The organism is Streptococcus gallinaceus (assembly GCF_024170225.1).
GTDB lineage: Bacteria > Bacillota > Bacilli > Lactobacillales > Streptococcaceae > Streptococcus > Streptococcus gallinaceus.
Genome location: NZ_JALJXU010000008.1, coordinates 1 through 16,172, shown reverse-complemented (window position 1 = coordinate 16,172; position 16,172 = coordinate 1). Strand labels below are relative to the sequence as shown.

Here is a 16,172-nt window from a genome sequence, read left to right as displayed (position 1 = left end):
TTGCTCATCTGCTCCTTAGGAGTGCGCTGGGCTGAAGTCATCGCACTTTTTCCTGCCACTAGATAAAAGACACCACCAAGCAAGACCATACCCAGAAGCAAGATACCTACTAGTTTAAAGCGTCCTTCCATGATTTCTCCTCCTTACTTGAGCTCTTTCAAGGTTTGCTCAATCGCCTCTTTTTCCATAAAACCAACCTGAGTTTTGGCAAGATTGCCCTCGCTGTCAATAAAGGCAGCTGTTGGATAAGAGCGTACGCCATAATCTTCTAGCAATTTACCGCTATTGTCCACCAAGACTGGCAAACCTTTAAAGTCCGTTCCCTTAAACCATTTTTTGAAATCAGCTTCGCTTTTTTCACCATTTTTAGTTGGAGACACGACGGTCAATACCACAAAATCTGTATCTTTTTGCTGAGCTAATTCCTTGGTATCAGACAAGGTTGACAAGCAGATAGAACACCATGATGCCCAGAATTTCAAGTAAACCTTCTTGCCCTTGTAGTCAGACAAACGGTGCGTTTTACCATCCAAGTCCTTCAAGGTGAAATCAGGCGCGGCTTGATGAGACATCATATCGGATTCTTTAGTCATCTTGTCATCTGACATCTTATCTGAAGATTTCATATCTGAGTCTATCTTGTCAGATGAGTTCATCATCTTATCAGACTGCTTCATGTTATCTGATTTTTTCATCTTATCAGATGACATTTTCTTATCCGATTTGTCCATCTTATCGGACATCTTATCCTTTGACATGCTAGATGACATCGACGTTTTGTCTGACATCTTGTCTTCTTTCATGTTATTTCCAGCTCCATTTGAGCAGGCGCAAAGCATGGCTGCGCAGACCAATCCTGTTGTCAAGCGAATCATTTTTTTCATTTTAAGACCTCCATTTGTCATTTCCTAATGCAATAAACTAGCGAGACTGTTTAATTGACCAAACATCAAAATCAGTCCCATCACGATAATCAAGGCTCCGCCCACTTTTTTCAATAATCCAATATGTGGCTTCAAGCGATTAAACTGCTTCAAGACCATATCCTGTGCCAGAGATAAGAGAATAAAAGGAATTCCCAAACCTAGCGTGTAAACCAGCATCAAGAGCCCACCTTGTAGTGCTCCTTTTGATCCTGTCGCCGCAATAGCTAGAACCGAGCTCAGAACCGGTCCCACACAAGGCGTCCAGCCAAAGCTAAAGGTCAAGCCCAATAAGTAAGCACTGAGAAAGGCATTGCGCTCTTTCTTATGCTGATAAATTAGCGACTTTTGCAACTCCAAGCGCCTAAAGGTTAGGACACCCATCTGATGAAGCCCCAGCGCAATCACGATTAGCCCCAGCAGAATTCTAAACCAGTCTGCATAGAGAACCTGACCCAGCGCACCTGCACCATAGCCCAAGAGGACAAATATCGTCGACAGACCTAGAATAAAGACCAAGGTCTTTGCGACACCATACCAATTAAACGTCCACCTCCCTATCCGAAACACTCGCCTCTCACCCACATCTAACAACAAGCCCAGATAAACCGGCAAGACCGGAAAAATACAAGGCGAGAAAAACGACACCAAGCCAGCCAGAAACACTGACCCAACAAACACAAAATCCATCTCCTCATCAACTCCTCTCTTAAGATACCTCCATTTTACGCCATCCCTCGCCACAAAAACATAGACACCCACATGCAAAAACTTGAATTTGATAAGAAAAAACACACAGTTAGGACTGTGTGTTCTGAGTTAAGAGCCTTTAGCTATCCAACCAATAGCGTCTTTGGGAGGATTATTGATATCAATCCAGATGAATTCAATTCCAATGATTGATGAATTCTTAAACTTGGTTAAACGAATAGCGTTAGTATTTAGGTCAACTAACTTTTCATAGGTTAGCGCTTTTCTTTCTCGGAGTTGAAAAACTCCTCTTAAAAGCCACTCACCTAAAATACCTTATTTATGAGTTGATTGTATCGCTTTTCCATTTTCTTGATTAATATACGCTTCAATCTCATCACCGGATGCAAGGAACTTCAAAGTAAATACTCGATTGTCTTTGTCCAAAGCCGATTTTCGCTTATTCTTTTCATCAAAAGTATCAATGGCCTTACCGAAGAAATCTGTATGCGTGTCATGAAAATGCTTAGCGTCTGGTATAACTTGCTACTCATTGAATTTCTGACTTTTTACTTTCAACCACTACTTTATTTGATACCCTATTCATATTATGAATGACCAATGTTATAGTAGATAGAAAAGCTAAAATTACAATTGATAAAAAGCATACCCTCAATAATTCTAGTAACCACTGAGAAATAGACACTATAATAACGATTTTGGTTATAGAAAGCGTTATAACTAAGCACCAAAGTAACGCTGGAAACAAATAATCAGCTAAATAGCCATAGTATACATTAGGATTACCAACGTATAATCTTGCAAAATCTTCAATAGTATACACTTCTCTACCAAACATGTACATAGATAATATAAAAGCCAGTGCAGAAATTGAAACTACAATAAACTGGTGTGTATCAAGAATTTGATAATTAACCATTAGTATCTTGTTAGGAACAACAAATGTTAATATCAGCATTAATATTATCAAAACAAAATATAAAATCCATACACTGAATGGAAGTAATTTATTCCTTGCCAGATAAATAATTTTGATTGGATTTTTTTCAATTTGATTCATTTCACTCTCACTCACGTTTTATAATTGAATTTGAAAAATTAATAATTGTACTTCCGTTACTTCTTATATCTACTAAATACCCTTTTTGACTTGGTTTAACAGAAAGTCTCTGTGTATTTTCTAAAAAGGTTTTATTATCCACTGAATCCGAAGCTATAAAAGTTGTTCTAGATTCTTTTGAGTCAGTAACTCTAGGTAACTCAAGTAATAAATCTAGTTCATCATCAGTATCTCCATTAGGATAAGTTGTGATTATTTCAATAGATCTCATACTCTCGGTAGTATTTAGTGCAACTTTTTCATAAACTGGATTAATTTTTATATACCCTAAATCACTCTTTGAATCATTTACTTGAGTTTCCACTTTTTTAAATGAAGCTAGTGCCTCATCAATTGTTACATTTTTTATAGTAAGTATTTCGTCTTCGAATGAATAGTCTACCCTAATTTCCTCTGTACCATTTTCAATTTGCTCTTCTAGGTACAATATAATTTTTCTAACTCTCCTTATATGATCTAATCCTTTCCCAATTTCCGAATCTATATTAAAATCATACAATCGCTCAATTTCTTCGTAAGCTTGACTACTAGTATATCTGGAATTAGCTTGGTTTAAAACAAGAAATTTTGATAAGAGTATTTTTCTATCGTTTATTGCTTCCTCCAATTTCACTAAAAACTCTGGACTATAATGTATACCATTGCCTTTCTTATATTCTGCAGTAATTTCTTTATATTCTACAGTAATTTCATCAGTGATTTTTTTAAGCTTTATATATTCTTCAGAATCCTCAATTTCTTTATAGTCTTGGAAAATAACAAGGCTTAATTTGTTTTTTTCCATCACTGGATTTGAAAACAAGTCATTGTAGGCATTAAAAATAGCATTAGGAATAATTTGTGATTTCAATTCTCCAACTTTATCACGATATTTATTTAAAATATGAGGTTGAACATTTAATTTAAATTGATAATTTTCTCGTTTATACATAATCAAATTGTTCCCTTTTTAATAGATTATTTTGATGTTATTATATCAAAAAAACGTTAGCTTTTGCTAACGTTTTCATAATATTTTATATTATTACTTACCCAACTTCTCCATCTCTTTGATACGCTCAACAGTAGCCTCATACTTAATTTGGTAGTCGGTTTGTTTGTCGCGTTCTTTTTCAACGACTTCTGGTTTGGCATTGGCTACGAAGCGTTCGTTGCTGAGTTTTTTGCCTACCATGTCCAGTTCTTTCTGCCATTTAGCAAGTTCTTTGTTGAGTCGAGCAAGTTCTTCTTCGACATTCAAGAGGTCTGCCAGCGGCAAGAAGATTTCGGCTCCTGTGATGACGCTTGACATGGCCAGTTCTGGTGTTGCCAAGTCACTTGAAATCTCAAGGTGTTCTGGGTTAGTGAAGCGATTGATGTAGTTGCTGTTGGCTTTGAAGAAGTCTTCAAGCGCTTGGTCAGCTGTCTTGATGAGGATAGTAATTGGCTTGCTTGGTGCGACGTTAACCTCGACACGGGCGTTGCGGACAGAGCGAATCAGGTCTTTAAGGCTTTCCACACCGCGGTGCGCAGCTTCATTTTCAAAAGCCTTATTAACCATAGGATAGGCAGCTGTCACGATAGAGCCTTGGCTGTACTGGCCGTAAATTTTCTCCGTCACGAAAGGCATGATCGGATGGAGAAGGCGGAGAATCTGGTCCAAGGTGTAGAGGAGGACAGAGCGCGTGATGACTTTTTCTTCCTCGTTGTCGCTGTAGAGGACTTCCTTAGTCAGCTCCACATACCAGTTGGCAAATTCTTCCCAGATGAAGTTGTAGAGGATATGACCTGCCACACCAAACTCGAACTTGTCAAAGTTTTCAGTAACCTTGGCAATAGTTTCGTTGAGGTTGTGGAGAATCCATTTATCCGTCACATTACCAGCAGTACCCGCCGCGACAGCTTCAACCGTCGTTGTCGCTTGATCAAGGCTGAGGCCTTCATTGTTCATGAGGATATAGCGAGAAATGTTCCAGATTTTGTTAATAAAGTTCCACGACGCATCCATTTTTTCATATGAGAAACGGACATCCTGTCCTGGGGCAGAGCCGTTAGACAAGAACCAACGCAAACTGTCTGCACCATATTTTTCAATGACATCCATCGGGTCAATCCCGTTTCCAAGGGATTTCGACATCTTACGACCTTCTTCGTCACGAATGAGTCCGTGGATCAGAACGTTTGAAAATGGCTTGCGCCCTGTAAATTCAAGGGATTGGAAGATCATGCGTGACACCCAGAAGAAGATGATGTCATAACCCGTAACCAAAGTTGATGTTGGGAAGTAACGCTTAAAGTCTTCAGCATCCGTGTCAGGCCAGCCCATGGTTGAGAATGGCCAAAGGGCAGAGCTAAACCATGTGTCAAGCACGTCAGCGTCCTGAGTCCATCCGTCACCTTCTGGTGCTTCCTCGCCAACATACATGTCGCCCGCTTCATTGTACCAAGCTGGGATTTGGTGGCCCCACCAAAGCTGACGTGAGATCACCCAGTCGTGTACGTTTTCCATCCATGAAAGGAAGGTATCGTTGAAACGTGGCGGGTAGAACTCAACCTTGTCTTCCGTGTCTTGGTTGGCAATGGCGTTCTTGGCCAACTGGTCCATCTTAACGAACCATTGAGTTGACAAGCGCGGCTCAACCACAACACCTGTACGCTCTGAGTGACCAACTGAGTGGACACGTTCTTCAATTTTGACCAATGCACCTAACTCTTCAAGTTTAGCCACGACAGCCTTACGAGCGTCAAAGCGGTCCATGCCTGAAAAGTCACCAGCAAGCTCATTCATGGTACCATCATCGTGCATAACATTGACTTGTGGCAGATTGTGGCGTTGACCTACGGCAAAGTCATTCGGGTCGTGAGCTGGGGTAATTTTTACCACACCTGTCCCAAATTCAGGATCCGCATGCTCGTCAGCCACGATTGGAATAGCCTTGTTGATGATTGGCAAGATAACGTTTTGACCAATCAAGTCCTTGTAGCGAGGGTCTTCTGGATTGACAGCGACAGCCACATCCCCAAACATGGTCTCTGGACGAGTGGTAGCGACTTCCAGAGCGCGCGAGCCATCTTCCAACATGTAATTCATATGGTAAAAGGCACCTTCCACGTCCTTGTGGATAACCTCGATATCAGACAAAGCCGTACGAGCCGCTGGGTCCCAGTTGATGATAAACTCACCGCGGTAAATCCATCCTTTTTTGTAAAGGTCAACAAATACCTTGCGAACAGCCTTAGACAAGCCCTCATCTAGCGTGAAACGCTCACGTGAGTAGTCAAGAGAAAGTCCCATCTTGCCCCACTGCTCCTTGATAGTAGTCGCGTACTCATCTTTCCACTCCCAAACCTTATCGAGGAATTTCTCACGACCAAGGTCATAGCGAGAAATGCCTTGCTCACGCAGACGCTCCTCAACCTTAGCCTGTGTCGCAATCCCTGCATGGTCCATCCCTGGAAGCCAAAGGGTATCAAAGCCCTGCATGCGTTTTTGACGGATGATAATATCCTGCAAAGTCGTGTCCCAAGCGTGGCCAAGGTGAAGTTTACCAGTTACGTTTGGCGGTGGAATCACGATGGAATACGGCTTAGCCTTCTTGTCGCCTGATGGTTTGAAAACATCTTGGTCAAGCCAGGATTGGTAATGTCCAGCCTCAACCTCGGCTGGATTGTATTTTGGTGAAAGTTCTTTCATGTGTTTACTCCTTTATATTTTTCTTGATCTTCTTTTTTTGTCCTTCATAAATTGTCCCAGTGGTGTCGTCTGATTATCTAGGTAACGATAAACACGCGCCTTACCATCTCCCATATAAAGCAAGGGATTAAGTGCTTCATGTTTTAGATAACCTTTTTCATCTAGTAACTGCTCATCGATTTGACGTCCAACGATACGGGCAGTAAAATTGGTATAGTTATCAAATTCAGAAATAGAGTCTACCATGCATTCCATGACCAGCGAGCAATTCTCTAGAATTGGCGCATCAATTCTAGGACTTATTTGGTAAGGCAATTCAGTCATGTTCAATTTATCTCGATGACTGACAAATCCAGCTTGTTCAACCTCCGCCATGACCTCTATATGTGGAACATGAACCGTAAACTCTTTGAATATTTTGATTTGAGCTGTTGTATTATTAGGTGTGTAAAGACCAATCACCATCATATCTCCAAGTGTATAGGAAGATGAGCTGGTCGTAATATTATAACCTAACGTCTCGTCCTTATAACCTAAAACGATCACTGGAAAACCATAGTATAATTTTGCTGTTTCAAAATCTTGTTTCATCTAATCTCCTTCATTCCGGCTGTTGCCCATCATGTGCCTGCCACTGGCAGTCGGTCAGTTCAAAATCCGTAAAGGTTGCAACAAAACTAGATTCTTCGGGGCTACAAGCATAGATGCCAAAGGATATTTCCTTGTCAGCCTTGTCCATATGACAGATGCGCATCTGCTTAAAGGTCACACCGTCAATGGAGCAATCAAGACGAAAATCCTTGCCACGACGGCTGAGCCTATACCACATTTCTTTGATGTCCGCTGGAATTTCAGTCGTTACCCAGTCAGAGTAGCCGCGATTGGTCGCCACAGAGCCTAGGTGTTGGAAGTCTTCCGTTTCATATTCAATAGACGCCTTGAGCCAATTCTCACTATCCAAGTACATGACCACACCGCACTGGTCAAAGCGGTGCTGGCTAGCAAAACTGGTCTTGACCTCATTCCTCACCTGTCGTCAGCTGCAAAACTGGCGCATTGTCATTTTGAAAATGGTAATAGGTCCGTTGCCAAAGGTCCGTCTGAGGAGCTGTTGTGATTGTAATCTTGTCCTCTGCGATAGTGAATGCTTTTGGCTCACGTGTCCAAGTCAGCTGATCAAGGTCAAATCTTGCTTTCATCGTTTTTCTCCCATTCTTCCTTCAAGAGTCCAAAAATCAATTTGTCACAATAGATATCATCAATTTTCTTACGCTTACGCAGGCTTGCTTCCAATTGAAAACCCAGCTTTTCTGCCACGCGCCGGCTCTGCGCATTATGGTCATAGACTGCAATCTCAATCTTGCGCAAGCCCAATTCTTGAAAACCGAAGTCAACCAAGGCTGCCACCGCCTCTGGCATCAGACCTTGCCCCCACAAGTCAGGATGAAGGACGTAGCCAATTTCCAGAATGTCAGATTTGATTTCCTTAGCAAAGTTCACAGTCCCCATCAAGCGGTCCTGCCCTTTGAGGCAAATGGCATAGATGCGCTGTCTGGTCACCTCTCCTTTTTTAGCCAAATCCATCTGGATGAACTCTCGGCACTCATCGATAGACTGATTGACCGGAAAACCTGCTAGGCGGGCCACTTCAGGACGATGCCCATAGTCATACATGGCTTCTGCATCCGATAAGACCACTGGACGCAAGGTCAAATGTCTGGTTTCTAGTCTTTTAAATTCCCTCATAGACTACCTCCTAAAACGAATTCTATCTTCAACCGATCTGGGGCTTCCACAAAGTAGGCTTGATAAGCACTACCGGCTGCATAGGGGAAACGGTCTTCATAGAGAAAAGTCACATCTTGATTGGATAGTTTGTTCCGTAGCTCCTCCCATTTATCAGACGTCGCTATACGAAATGCCAGATGATTTAAACCGACATGACAGCGATGATAGAGTTCCTGAGCATATTTCTCTCTTACTTGGACCAGCACCAGGTAATAATCATCATACCGATAGCTAACCCCTTGTTCCCACTCTTGATAAACCTCATAGCCCAACTCTAGCAAAAACGTTTCATAAAAAGCCCTGCTTTTAGCCAAAGAAGAGACGTAATATTCCACATGATGCAACATACAAAAAAGCCCCCATCACAACGATAGGGACGAATTGCTCCGCGGTACCACCCAATTTCGGGCTTACACCCGCAACTTCATTTTCTAAATCAACCATCAGCAACTCTTTTGCAACCTCTGCGGATTTCTCAGCCCCACCGCTTTCTGTGAGAGATTGTGCTCAAAATACCTCTGAATGTATTTATTCTAACAGATTTCCACCAGCAAAGCAACCAGAACGAGGTTAGTCTTTAAACTTAATGCCCAATTCTTTCAACTGTTTAATGGTTGCAGGACCGATACCTTTAAGAGCCAACAACTCTTTTTCAGTCCATTTTGAAAAATCTTTGACGGATTGGATTCCTTCATCATAAAAAGTTTCCAAACGAGCTGCTGCTACGCCTTCCAACTCTTTAGCAAATTCTTCAAAGTCACCAGCTGACTTTTTACCAGCTTCAACAACTTCTGCAACCTGCTCTTTGACTGTCTCTACAGCTTCTTGAACGTTTTCAACAACTGTATCTTTCACTTCAACAGCCTTTTCCACTGCTGCATCTGCAAATGCACGACCAGCCTTACGCAAAGCTGCAAGTTCACGTTTCAATTGTTTTTTACGATCTACTTTCTTCTTAGCCATTTTTAAAAATCTCCTTATTTCCTAACTATTTCTCTATTTTCTTAATAATGTTTTTGTCCAAATAAACCATCTGGCAGGGCATGGAAATCTTTTCCAGCCTTGTAATTTTCGAATTTCCCTTGGATGAATTGATAGGCATCCAGCTTGCTTTCATAACGGATATAAGCATCCGCTGCACGCTCGTCCTTGTCCTCTTCTAAAACACGACGACTCTCAGCCATGGCCATTTCATTAATCATGACCTGGGTGTTGATCCACGCTTCAAATTCTTTTAAAAATTCTGCTTCGTAACTCACTAATCTGTCTCCCTATAAAAATCTGTATCAATCTCGCGATAAGGAGCGATATCCTGAACATACTCAAGTACGCCTTGGAATTCCCCGTCTTTGTCCCGTACAGCCACATAGGTCACGTGAACGAATTGACCACGCGATTCTGATTTGAACCACATGACAAACTGATCCTTTTCTCCCGACCGCAAAGCTGCAAAAATCTTCTTGACCTTAGGCAATAATTTTGGCGGATGACAAAGTTCTACATTGCGCCCAACTTGACTCGGCACGCGCTTGAAAATCATCTCATCGCTTGGTACACTATCACTGTAATACTGGAAAATATCTTCCTTATTGACAAAAGTGATTTCCATAGGCAGATGATTAAGAATGAGATTAGCCTGCTCAACCGACAAATACCCATTTCCAAAAGACTGCGGGCTTGTTCGATCTACCGCCTCTGATTCCTTTGGAGTAAAGGTAATGGTAAACTGCCCTTGGGGAGTATCGATGATTTGCTGGTTGGCTTGTTCCGCCACTTCCTCGGCCTGAGGTTCGGTAGCTTGTTCAAACTGCTCTCTACTAGGAATCCATTTTTCAGACGGACGGATAATGGCATAGCCAAAAGCATCACTTTCTGCAGCAATTTTCAACCAATCATCCTGAGTGAAAGCTTCCATAAGAATCATCAATAAAATCGATTCTTCCTTGAAAATCATGCTCTCAAACTCAACAGCAAAGGCCTCAAAAGCAGCCGTCACTTCCTCAATCGAATCATCCGGCAATTGCTCCGCCTTTTTCAAAGCAACCGTAAACAAGTCCCGAATCTGGTCATCCACTCCCCACATGACTTTGGGCGGTGAATCGTGACCATAGCTTTCCATGATAGGGAAAAATAATTCTTCCTTCCGCTGATAATGTCGCTCAAACTGCCCAACCAAGCCCAGTTGACGCTGCAAGCCTTTCATCAAGTCATTCCGAATGTCTTCATCTGCTGTCTGATAGGTCTCAAGCAAACGTCTGACACGAATTAAGGCAGCTCGCAAAGCTAGATTCTCATCCTTAAAAATACGAACAGGATGGCCAGAATGATCCGTATCCGCCACTTCCACTCCCTGAACCGCATTTTTGAACAAATTGGCATGAACATCGCAGAGCTCCATGACATCCTCAAAGGTAACCCCTGCATCCGAATTCATCAATTCATGCTCCATGAGAGAAATCTCAATAGCCGAAACTCCTGCAAAAGTAGCGTCGAAACGTTCTTGAACGGACTCAGGACTAGCACCATTGTGCAGCTCTAGCAAAATATCTCGTAAAATATGAATGCGTTCGTCTGTCATACTATTAACCTACTACCTCATAACCATTGTATTCCAGCGTCTGACGAATTTTCTCTAGATCGATACCTTGCAGACCTGCACCTTGTCGGATCGACACTTTCTTTCCAACCGTGTTACGCATAAGTGGATTTGCAAGCGGCTTAAAACCAAGATCCACTAAAATATCGAGAACCTCTGGATGATTGTCCACCACTTGGGCCACAGGGATGCTGAAATCAATTGTATTCATATCATTAGCATTGCTTTTCATTCTAACATTATAGCATATTTCCGCTAAAAATGGGGATTCTTCATGAGAAAAGAGGACTTCTATCTCTCCAATTTTGGTCCCAAATAAGAAAGAACCTGAGAAAGCTATCCCAGGTTCAAATTTATTTCCAATCAAAGCGGTAACGAGTCTCACTCAAGAAACTATCCCCCTTCTCTAACAAAATAGACCCAAATCCTTCAATATTGCAAGCATCTGGCAAGCCCTGACACTCCAAACTAAAGGCACCATGATGGCGACACAGCCCCGTTGGACCGTGATTATAGGTATAAACAATAACCGCCGGCTGATTGGTTTTCATAGTCAAACGTACCCGCTCATCAGGACTGACTACCTTCACAGGCTCCTTGGCAGTTTCCGATAACAGCCACGGATGGTCATAACCGCCTGCTAATCGATTTTGCTCAGACTGTCCTGACAATCCTTGCCCCAATAAAGCTCCATTTCGGAAATCAAAAGTCGTCCCCTCGACACTTGCAATCTCTCCTGTCGGCAAATTATCTGCCAGCGGAATGTATTTCTCCGCAGCAATGGTCAAATGATGTTGAGACACATCTTGCTCAAAGTCCCCGGATAAATTAAAATACACATGACTTGTCGGATTGAAAATCGTGTCCTTATCTGACTGAGCACGATAAGAAACAGTAACTTCGTTTTCTTCCGTTAATTGAAAGCTGGCCTCAACCTCCACATTCCCCGGAAAACCATTTTTCCCATCTGGCAGAAGATAGGTAAACATCACCCGATTGGCTTCATCATCTACCTGCACCTGCCAATAATCCCGATTAGCCGTATCCACACCGCTATGCAAGGTTCGCCCCGGCTCATTTTCAGTGAAATGATAAACCTGACCTTTGATAGAAGTCTTGGCTCCTGAAATCCGACCGGCTACTGGTACCACACTGGAACCCACGTAAAAATCCTGCTCCAGATATTCCTGTACCGAACCCGCCGACAAACTGACCGGGCGCAGTCCCTCGCCATCAAGGGGAACTAGAATATCAACTATTCTCGCACCAAAATTAGAGACTGTAAGCACCATCCCATTTTTATTGGTCAAACGATACAATTGTGCCCCTTCGCTTCCAAAATCTGCAACTGTAATCATCACATTTCCTCCGAAATCAAAAAGCCCGACCTGAGTCAAGCTTCCAGTCTAGACTAGTCTAGCATATTTTTTAATAAAATGAAAGGGTTTTCTTTTTCTGTGTAATTTTCCTTATCTGGCTATTAAATCATTTCATGACAAACGTCAATACAAACCAATCAAGCAAATTCAGTAGAAAATGCAAGACATTTGGATAACCGATTCGTTTTGTTTTTCCGATATATGCAGTAACGCGAACAAACTTGCGGACACAAGAACATCCATATACAAGGACTGATATTTTTCCAGCCAAGCCATAATCAAGGCTCGCAATACAAACTCTTCGTACATAGGAGCAATAATCACCAGCAAAATTGTTGAAATAAGCGCTATATCTGCATGACTTACTACATCTTCAACGATTTGTTGATTTTGAGAAACAGGAAATAAAGCCCGACTGATGCCATTCCAAAAATAATTCCTGTCAGACTCGTTAATTTTAATTTCTTTTCCATTTCATATTTCTAAATGCCCTGCTATCTTTTCCGTTGTAGTTTCACGACAGCCTCGGTTCTTGCTGTATGTGGAAACATGTCAACTGATTGGATGTACTTGACATCATAGACCTTAGCAAGTGCCACCAAGTCTCTTGCAAGCGTGGACGTGTTACAGGACACATAGACCATTTTAGCTGGTTGATATTGCAAAATCGTCGCTAACAACTTATCGTCTAAGCCCGTCCGTGGCGGGTCCACAACCAAGGCATCCGCTCGATACCCCTCCTTGTACCACTTAGGAATGATTTCTTCTGCCTTTCCTGCCTCATAATGAGTATTGTCAAATCCCATAGCAGCTGCATTTCGCTTAGCGTCCGCAATCGCTTCTGGAACAACATCCATCCCCCGCACACTGGCTACCTTATCTGCAAAGGCAAATCCAATCGTCCCGACACCACAATAGGCATCAATCAAATGGTCCGATTCTTCCACATCCAAAGCCTCAACCGCTTGACTGTAGAGCACTTGAGTCTGCTGTGGATTGAGCTGGTAAAAAGCACGTGGCGAAAGTGAAAATTGGTAATTTAGAACTTCCTCAGTAATGGCATCCCTTCCCCACAAAATCTCAGTCTCATCCCCATAAATCTCACTCGACTTACTACGATTGTAGTTGACAGCTACCGTTTTAATCTGAGGAAACTCAGCAACCAAGTCTTGAATAAGAGGCGTTAAGCGCAAATCTCGGCTAGTCACAAAAATCAACTGCACTTCCTCAGTTGCCTGTGCCTTACGCACCATAACCGTCCGCACACCCGCAATCTTACGCTCATTGTAAATCGGAACCTTGTACTTATCCAGCAAATTCACAACTCGATTGATAATTTTCTGCGTCTGACTATCTTGAACCAAACAATCCTGAATATCAACCAAATGATGACTCCCTGCTGCAAACAAACCAGCCTTGACAGAACCACCAAACGAACGAGTCTGAAATTGCAATTTTGCACGATAATATTGCGGCTGCTCCATTCCCATAGTATGCCGAATTTCAAACTGCTCATAACCCGCTGGTTTAAATTTCTTCAAAGCCTGACGAATGACATCATCCTTGTACTCCAACTGCTGATCATAACGCAAATGCATGAGCTGACAGCCACCACATGCTTCATAGATAGCACAAGCCGGCTCCACACGAAATCTTGATTTTTTATTGACCGAAAGCAATCGCGCCTCTACAAAATTCCGTTTTACCGCTGTTACCTGACAAAAAACTTCCTCACCTTTTAAAGCACCAGGCACAAAGACCAGCGTTTTTTTATAAAAGCCAATCCCTTCACCATTGATACCCATCCGCTTAATCTTTAACGGAATTCGTTGTTTCACTGCTAAATTCATAACTCTATTCTACCATTTTTGCTATAATGTTAGATATGAAAATCACTAAAATCGAAAAGAAAAAGCAGCTCTATCTCCTTGAAGTCGACTCATCTGACATATGTTACATCACAGAAGATACCACTGTTCGCTTTATGCTCAGCAAGGACAAGGAAATCTCCGAGCAAGACTATCAAGAAATCAAAGAATTTGCCCAGTTTTCCTATGGAAAAAATCTAGCTCTCTACTACCTTTCTTTCAAGCAACGAACGCGAAAAGAAGTCCATGACTATCTCCTAAAATATGAAATTGATGCTGATTCTATTCCAAAAATCCTAGGACATCTCGAAGAAGAAAAGTGGATTGACGACCAAGAATACGCCCGTCGCGTTATCCAATCTAATCAATTCACAGGCGATAAAGGTCCTTTTGTTCTTGCACAAAAACTAGCACAAAAGGGAATTAAAAAACAACATGTTGCCGTTGCCTTATCCGAAGCAGATTTCACTGAAATTGCTTGCAGAGTCGCAGAAAAAATCAACCGAAAATACGAAAATAAGCTCCCCCTACGAGCACTCAAGACAAAAGTTCTTCAACAATTAACTAGCAAAGGATTTTCTAGCGCTGACGCCAAACTCGCTTTACAAACGCTTGAAATTGAAAAGGACCAGGAATTAGAATCTCAACTCATCTACAAAGAATTAGACAAGCAGTTCCCAAAATATGCCCGAAAATACGAAGGTTACGAGCTCAAACAACGACTCACCCAAGCGCTCGCTCGCAAAAGATTTTCCTTTGATGACATAAAATCTGCCCTTCGAGACTACCTCTAGTCTACCAATTTACAGAAAACTATGGTATAATATTTCAGATAAATTGTAATTAAGAAAGTTGGTATCTACGTGAAATTACCAAAAGAAGGCGACTTTATTACAATTCAAAGTTATAAACATAATGGTGAATTGCACCGCACCTGGCGCGATACCATGGTACTAAAAACAACAGAAAATGCCATTATCGGTGTCAACAATCACACACTTGTCACTGAAAATGACGGCAGACGTTGGGTTACTCGCGAACCTGCCATTGTCTATTTTCATAAAAAATACTGGTTTAACATCATCGCAATGATTCGCGAAAACGGCGTTTCTTACTATTGTAACCTAGCCAGTCCCTATTTATTAGATAATGAAGCACTGAAATACATTGACTACGACTTAGACGTCAAAGTATTTGCAGACGGGGAAAAGAGACTCTTAGATGTTGATGAATATGAACGTCATCGAAAAATGATGAACTACTCAGCTGATCTTGATTTTATTCTAAAAGAACATGTCAAAATACTAGTTGATTGGATTAATCAAGAAAAAGGGCCCTTCTCTCAAGCCTATGTTAATATTTGGTACAAGCGCTATTTAGAACTACGAAATCGTTAAAGTTGCTCACAAAGAAAAACCTGAATATCAGGCTTTTTTCTTACAAAAATAAAAGGAGTCGCTATGGCTTTTACAAATACACGCGGTCGATATGCCAGTTTTGGCATCGTTACCTCTTTACCAGGAAACGTTATTGATAGCTTCTGGTATATTATTGACAACTACCTAAAGACAGTTATCCCACTCAAGAAAATTATTCGCTTCACACTAAAAAATAATAAAGGAAACATTCAAGTAACCTTTTCCCAAGAAGCCTACCAAAATTCTATAGCTGTTGATCTTAATATTCCCTATGATCCATTTTATCCTCGTACAGTACTTATCATTGATAAAAACGGAAAAGAAACTATTACTCTCCCAGATGAATTATCTCTCATCTAATATATAAAAGACGAACAAGGTCTACCTGTTCGTCTTTTATATTTATTAAGAAAAATAAAAAAAGAGAGTGAGCACCCTCCTACTATAGTCCGTACGGGATTCGAACCCGTGTTACCGCCGTGAAAAGGCGGTGTCTTAACCCCTTGACCAACGGACCATGTTACTCCGCCAACAGGGCTCGAACCTGTGACATCATGATTAACAGTCATGCGCTCTACCAACTGAGCTATGGCGGATAAAAGCTAAGCGACTACCGTATCTCACAGGGGGCAACCCCCAACTACTTCAGGCGTTCTAGGGCTTAACTGCTGTGTTCGGCATGGGTACAGGTGTATC

18 protein-coding genes, 2 tRNA genes, 1 rRNA gene and 2 pseudogenes are annotated in these 16,172 nt (G+C 41.8%); 3 read left to right on the top strand and 20 right to left on the bottom strand.

Annotation, left to right across the window (positions count from 1 at the left end):
• Positions 1–143: 143 nt before the first annotated feature.
• From J2T50_RS09030 to rlmD, 17 genes and pseudogenes are all read right to left on the bottom strand, one after another.
• Positions 144–884, bottom strand: a complete 741-nt coding sequence (locus J2T50_RS09030; RefSeq protein ID WP_435533060.1) for a TlpA family protein disulfide reductase — start codon at positions 882–884, stop codon at positions 144–146.
• A gap of 24 nt (positions 885–908) precedes the next feature.
• Positions 909–1,613 carry a thiol-disulfide oxidoreductase-associated membrane protein CcdA2 gene (ccdA2, locus tag J2T50_RS09025; protein WP_253365892.1) on the bottom strand — a complete coding sequence of 235 codons (705 nt, stop codon included), beginning with the start codon at positions 1,611–1,613 and terminating at the stop codon, positions 909–911.
• A 129-nt stretch (positions 1,614–1,742) separates the two neighbouring features.
• Positions 1,743–2,153, bottom strand: a pseudogene (locus tag J2T50_RS09020) (hypothetical protein); the annotation flags it as partial.
• Positions 2,154–2,163: 10 nt separating this feature from the next.
• Positions 2,164–2,694, bottom strand: coding sequence for a hypothetical protein (locus J2T50_RS09015; protein ID WP_253365889.1), 531 nt, complete (start codon positions 2,692–2,694; stop codon positions 2,164–2,166).
• A gap of 7 nt (positions 2,695–2,701) precedes the next feature.
• A complete protein-coding gene (locus J2T50_RS09010) occupies positions 2,702–3,685 on the bottom strand; it encodes a hypothetical protein (RefSeq protein ID WP_253365887.1) in 984 nt (327 codons plus the stop codon).
• Between the two features lie 93 nt (positions 3,686–3,778).
• Positions 3,779–6,427 (bottom strand): valine--tRNA ligase, encoded by a 2,649-nt coding sequence (locus J2T50_RS09005; RefSeq protein WP_253365885.1) that lies wholly within the window; start codon positions 6,425–6,427, stop codon positions 3,779–3,781.
• 12 nt (positions 6,428–6,439) lie between these two features.
• Positions 6,440–7,018: a flavin reductase family protein gene (locus tag J2T50_RS09000; protein WP_253365877.1), complete on the bottom strand. Its 579-nt coding sequence runs from the start codon at positions 7,016–7,018 to the stop codon at positions 6,440–6,442.
• Between the two features lie 10 nt (positions 7,019–7,028).
• A pseudogene (locus tag J2T50_RS08995) lies at positions 7,029–7,626 on the bottom strand (DUF1349 domain-containing protein).
• Positions 7,610–8,173 carry a GNAT family N-acetyltransferase gene (locus J2T50_RS08990; RefSeq protein ID WP_253365875.1) on the bottom strand — a complete coding sequence of 188 codons (564 nt, stop codon included), beginning with the start codon at positions 8,171–8,173 and terminating at the stop codon, positions 7,610–7,612. The pseudogene J2T50_RS08995 and the gene J2T50_RS08990 overlap by 17 nt, the downstream one beginning before the upstream one ends.
• Positions 8,170–8,562 (bottom strand): VOC family protein, encoded by a 393-nt coding sequence (locus J2T50_RS08985; RefSeq protein WP_253365873.1) that lies wholly within the window; start codon positions 8,560–8,562, stop codon positions 8,170–8,172. The genes J2T50_RS08990 and J2T50_RS08985 overlap by 4 nt, the downstream gene beginning before the upstream one ends.
• A gap of 223 nt (positions 8,563–8,785) precedes the next feature.
• The gene (locus J2T50_RS08980; RefSeq protein WP_253365865.1) at positions 8,786–9,178 is read right to left on the bottom strand and encodes a helix-hairpin-helix domain-containing protein; all 393 of its coding nucleotides are present in this window, start codon (positions 9,176–9,178) and stop codon (positions 8,786–8,788) included.
• 41 nt (positions 9,179–9,219) lie between these two features.
• Positions 9,220–9,474, bottom strand: coding sequence for a DUF1912 family protein (locus J2T50_RS08975; protein ID WP_253365863.1), 255 nt, complete (start codon positions 9,472–9,474; stop codon positions 9,220–9,222).
• Positions 9,474–10,793, bottom strand: a complete 1,320-nt coding sequence (locus J2T50_RS08970; protein ID WP_253365861.1) for a DUF438 domain-containing protein — start codon at positions 10,791–10,793, stop codon at positions 9,474–9,476. Before J2T50_RS08970 ends, J2T50_RS08975 begins: the two co-directional genes overlap by 1 nt.
• A 4-nt stretch (positions 10,794–10,797) precedes the next feature.
• Positions 10,798–11,022: a DUF1858 domain-containing protein gene (locus J2T50_RS08965; protein ID WP_253366011.1), complete on the bottom strand. Its 225-nt coding sequence runs from the start codon at positions 11,020–11,022 to the stop codon at positions 10,798–10,800.
• 142 nt (positions 11,023–11,164) lie between these two features.
• Positions 11,165–12,169, bottom strand: a complete 1,005-nt coding sequence (locus J2T50_RS08960; RefSeq protein WP_253365859.1) for an aldose epimerase family protein — start codon at positions 12,167–12,169, stop codon at positions 11,165–11,167.
• 168 nt (positions 12,170–12,337) lie between these two features.
• Positions 12,338–12,523, bottom strand: coding sequence for a CPBP family intramembrane glutamic endopeptidase (locus tag J2T50_RS10575; RefSeq protein WP_354279924.1), 186 nt, complete (start codon positions 12,521–12,523; stop codon positions 12,338–12,340).
• A gap of 161 nt (positions 12,524–12,684) precedes the next feature.
• Entirely contained in the window at positions 12,685–14,040 is a 1,356-nt protein-coding gene (gene rlmD / locus J2T50_RS08955) for a 23S rRNA (uracil(1939)-C(5))-methyltransferase RlmD (RefSeq protein WP_253365857.1), read from the bottom strand.
• A 35-nt stretch (positions 14,041–14,075) separates the two neighbouring features.
• On the opposite strand from rlmD, the gene recX reads away from it, so the two are divergent.
• From recX to J2T50_RS08940, 3 genes are all read left to right on the top strand, one after another.
• On the top strand, positions 14,076–14,852 hold the full coding sequence (recX, locus tag J2T50_RS08950; RefSeq protein WP_253365855.1) for a recombination regulator RecX: 777 nt from the start codon (positions 14,076–14,078) through the stop codon (positions 14,850–14,852).
• Between the two features lie 69 nt (positions 14,853–14,921).
• Positions 14,922–15,455, top strand: a complete 534-nt coding sequence (gene ntdP / locus J2T50_RS08945) for a nucleoside tri-diphosphate phosphatase (RefSeq protein ID WP_253365853.1) — start codon at positions 14,922–14,924, stop codon at positions 15,453–15,455.
• A gap of 63 nt (positions 15,456–15,518) precedes the next feature.
• Positions 15,519–15,836 (top strand): DUF960 domain-containing protein, encoded by a 318-nt coding sequence (locus tag J2T50_RS08940; RefSeq protein ID WP_253365851.1) that lies wholly within the window; start codon positions 15,519–15,521, stop codon positions 15,834–15,836.
• Between the two features lie 85 nt (positions 15,837–15,921).
• Here the strand turns inward: J2T50_RS08940 and J2T50_RS08935 are convergent.
• From J2T50_RS08935 to rrf, 3 genes are all read right to left on the bottom strand, one after another.
• A tRNA-Glu gene (locus J2T50_RS08935) sits at positions 15,922–15,993 on the bottom strand.
• A 6-nt stretch (positions 15,994–15,999) separates the two neighbouring features.
• Positions 16,000–16,072: transfer RNA gene (locus J2T50_RS08930), tRNA-Asn, on the bottom strand.
• Between the two features lie 5 nt (positions 16,073–16,077).
• A 5S ribosomal RNA gene (gene rrf / locus J2T50_RS08925) occupies positions 16,078–16,172 on the bottom strand; the annotation flags it as partial.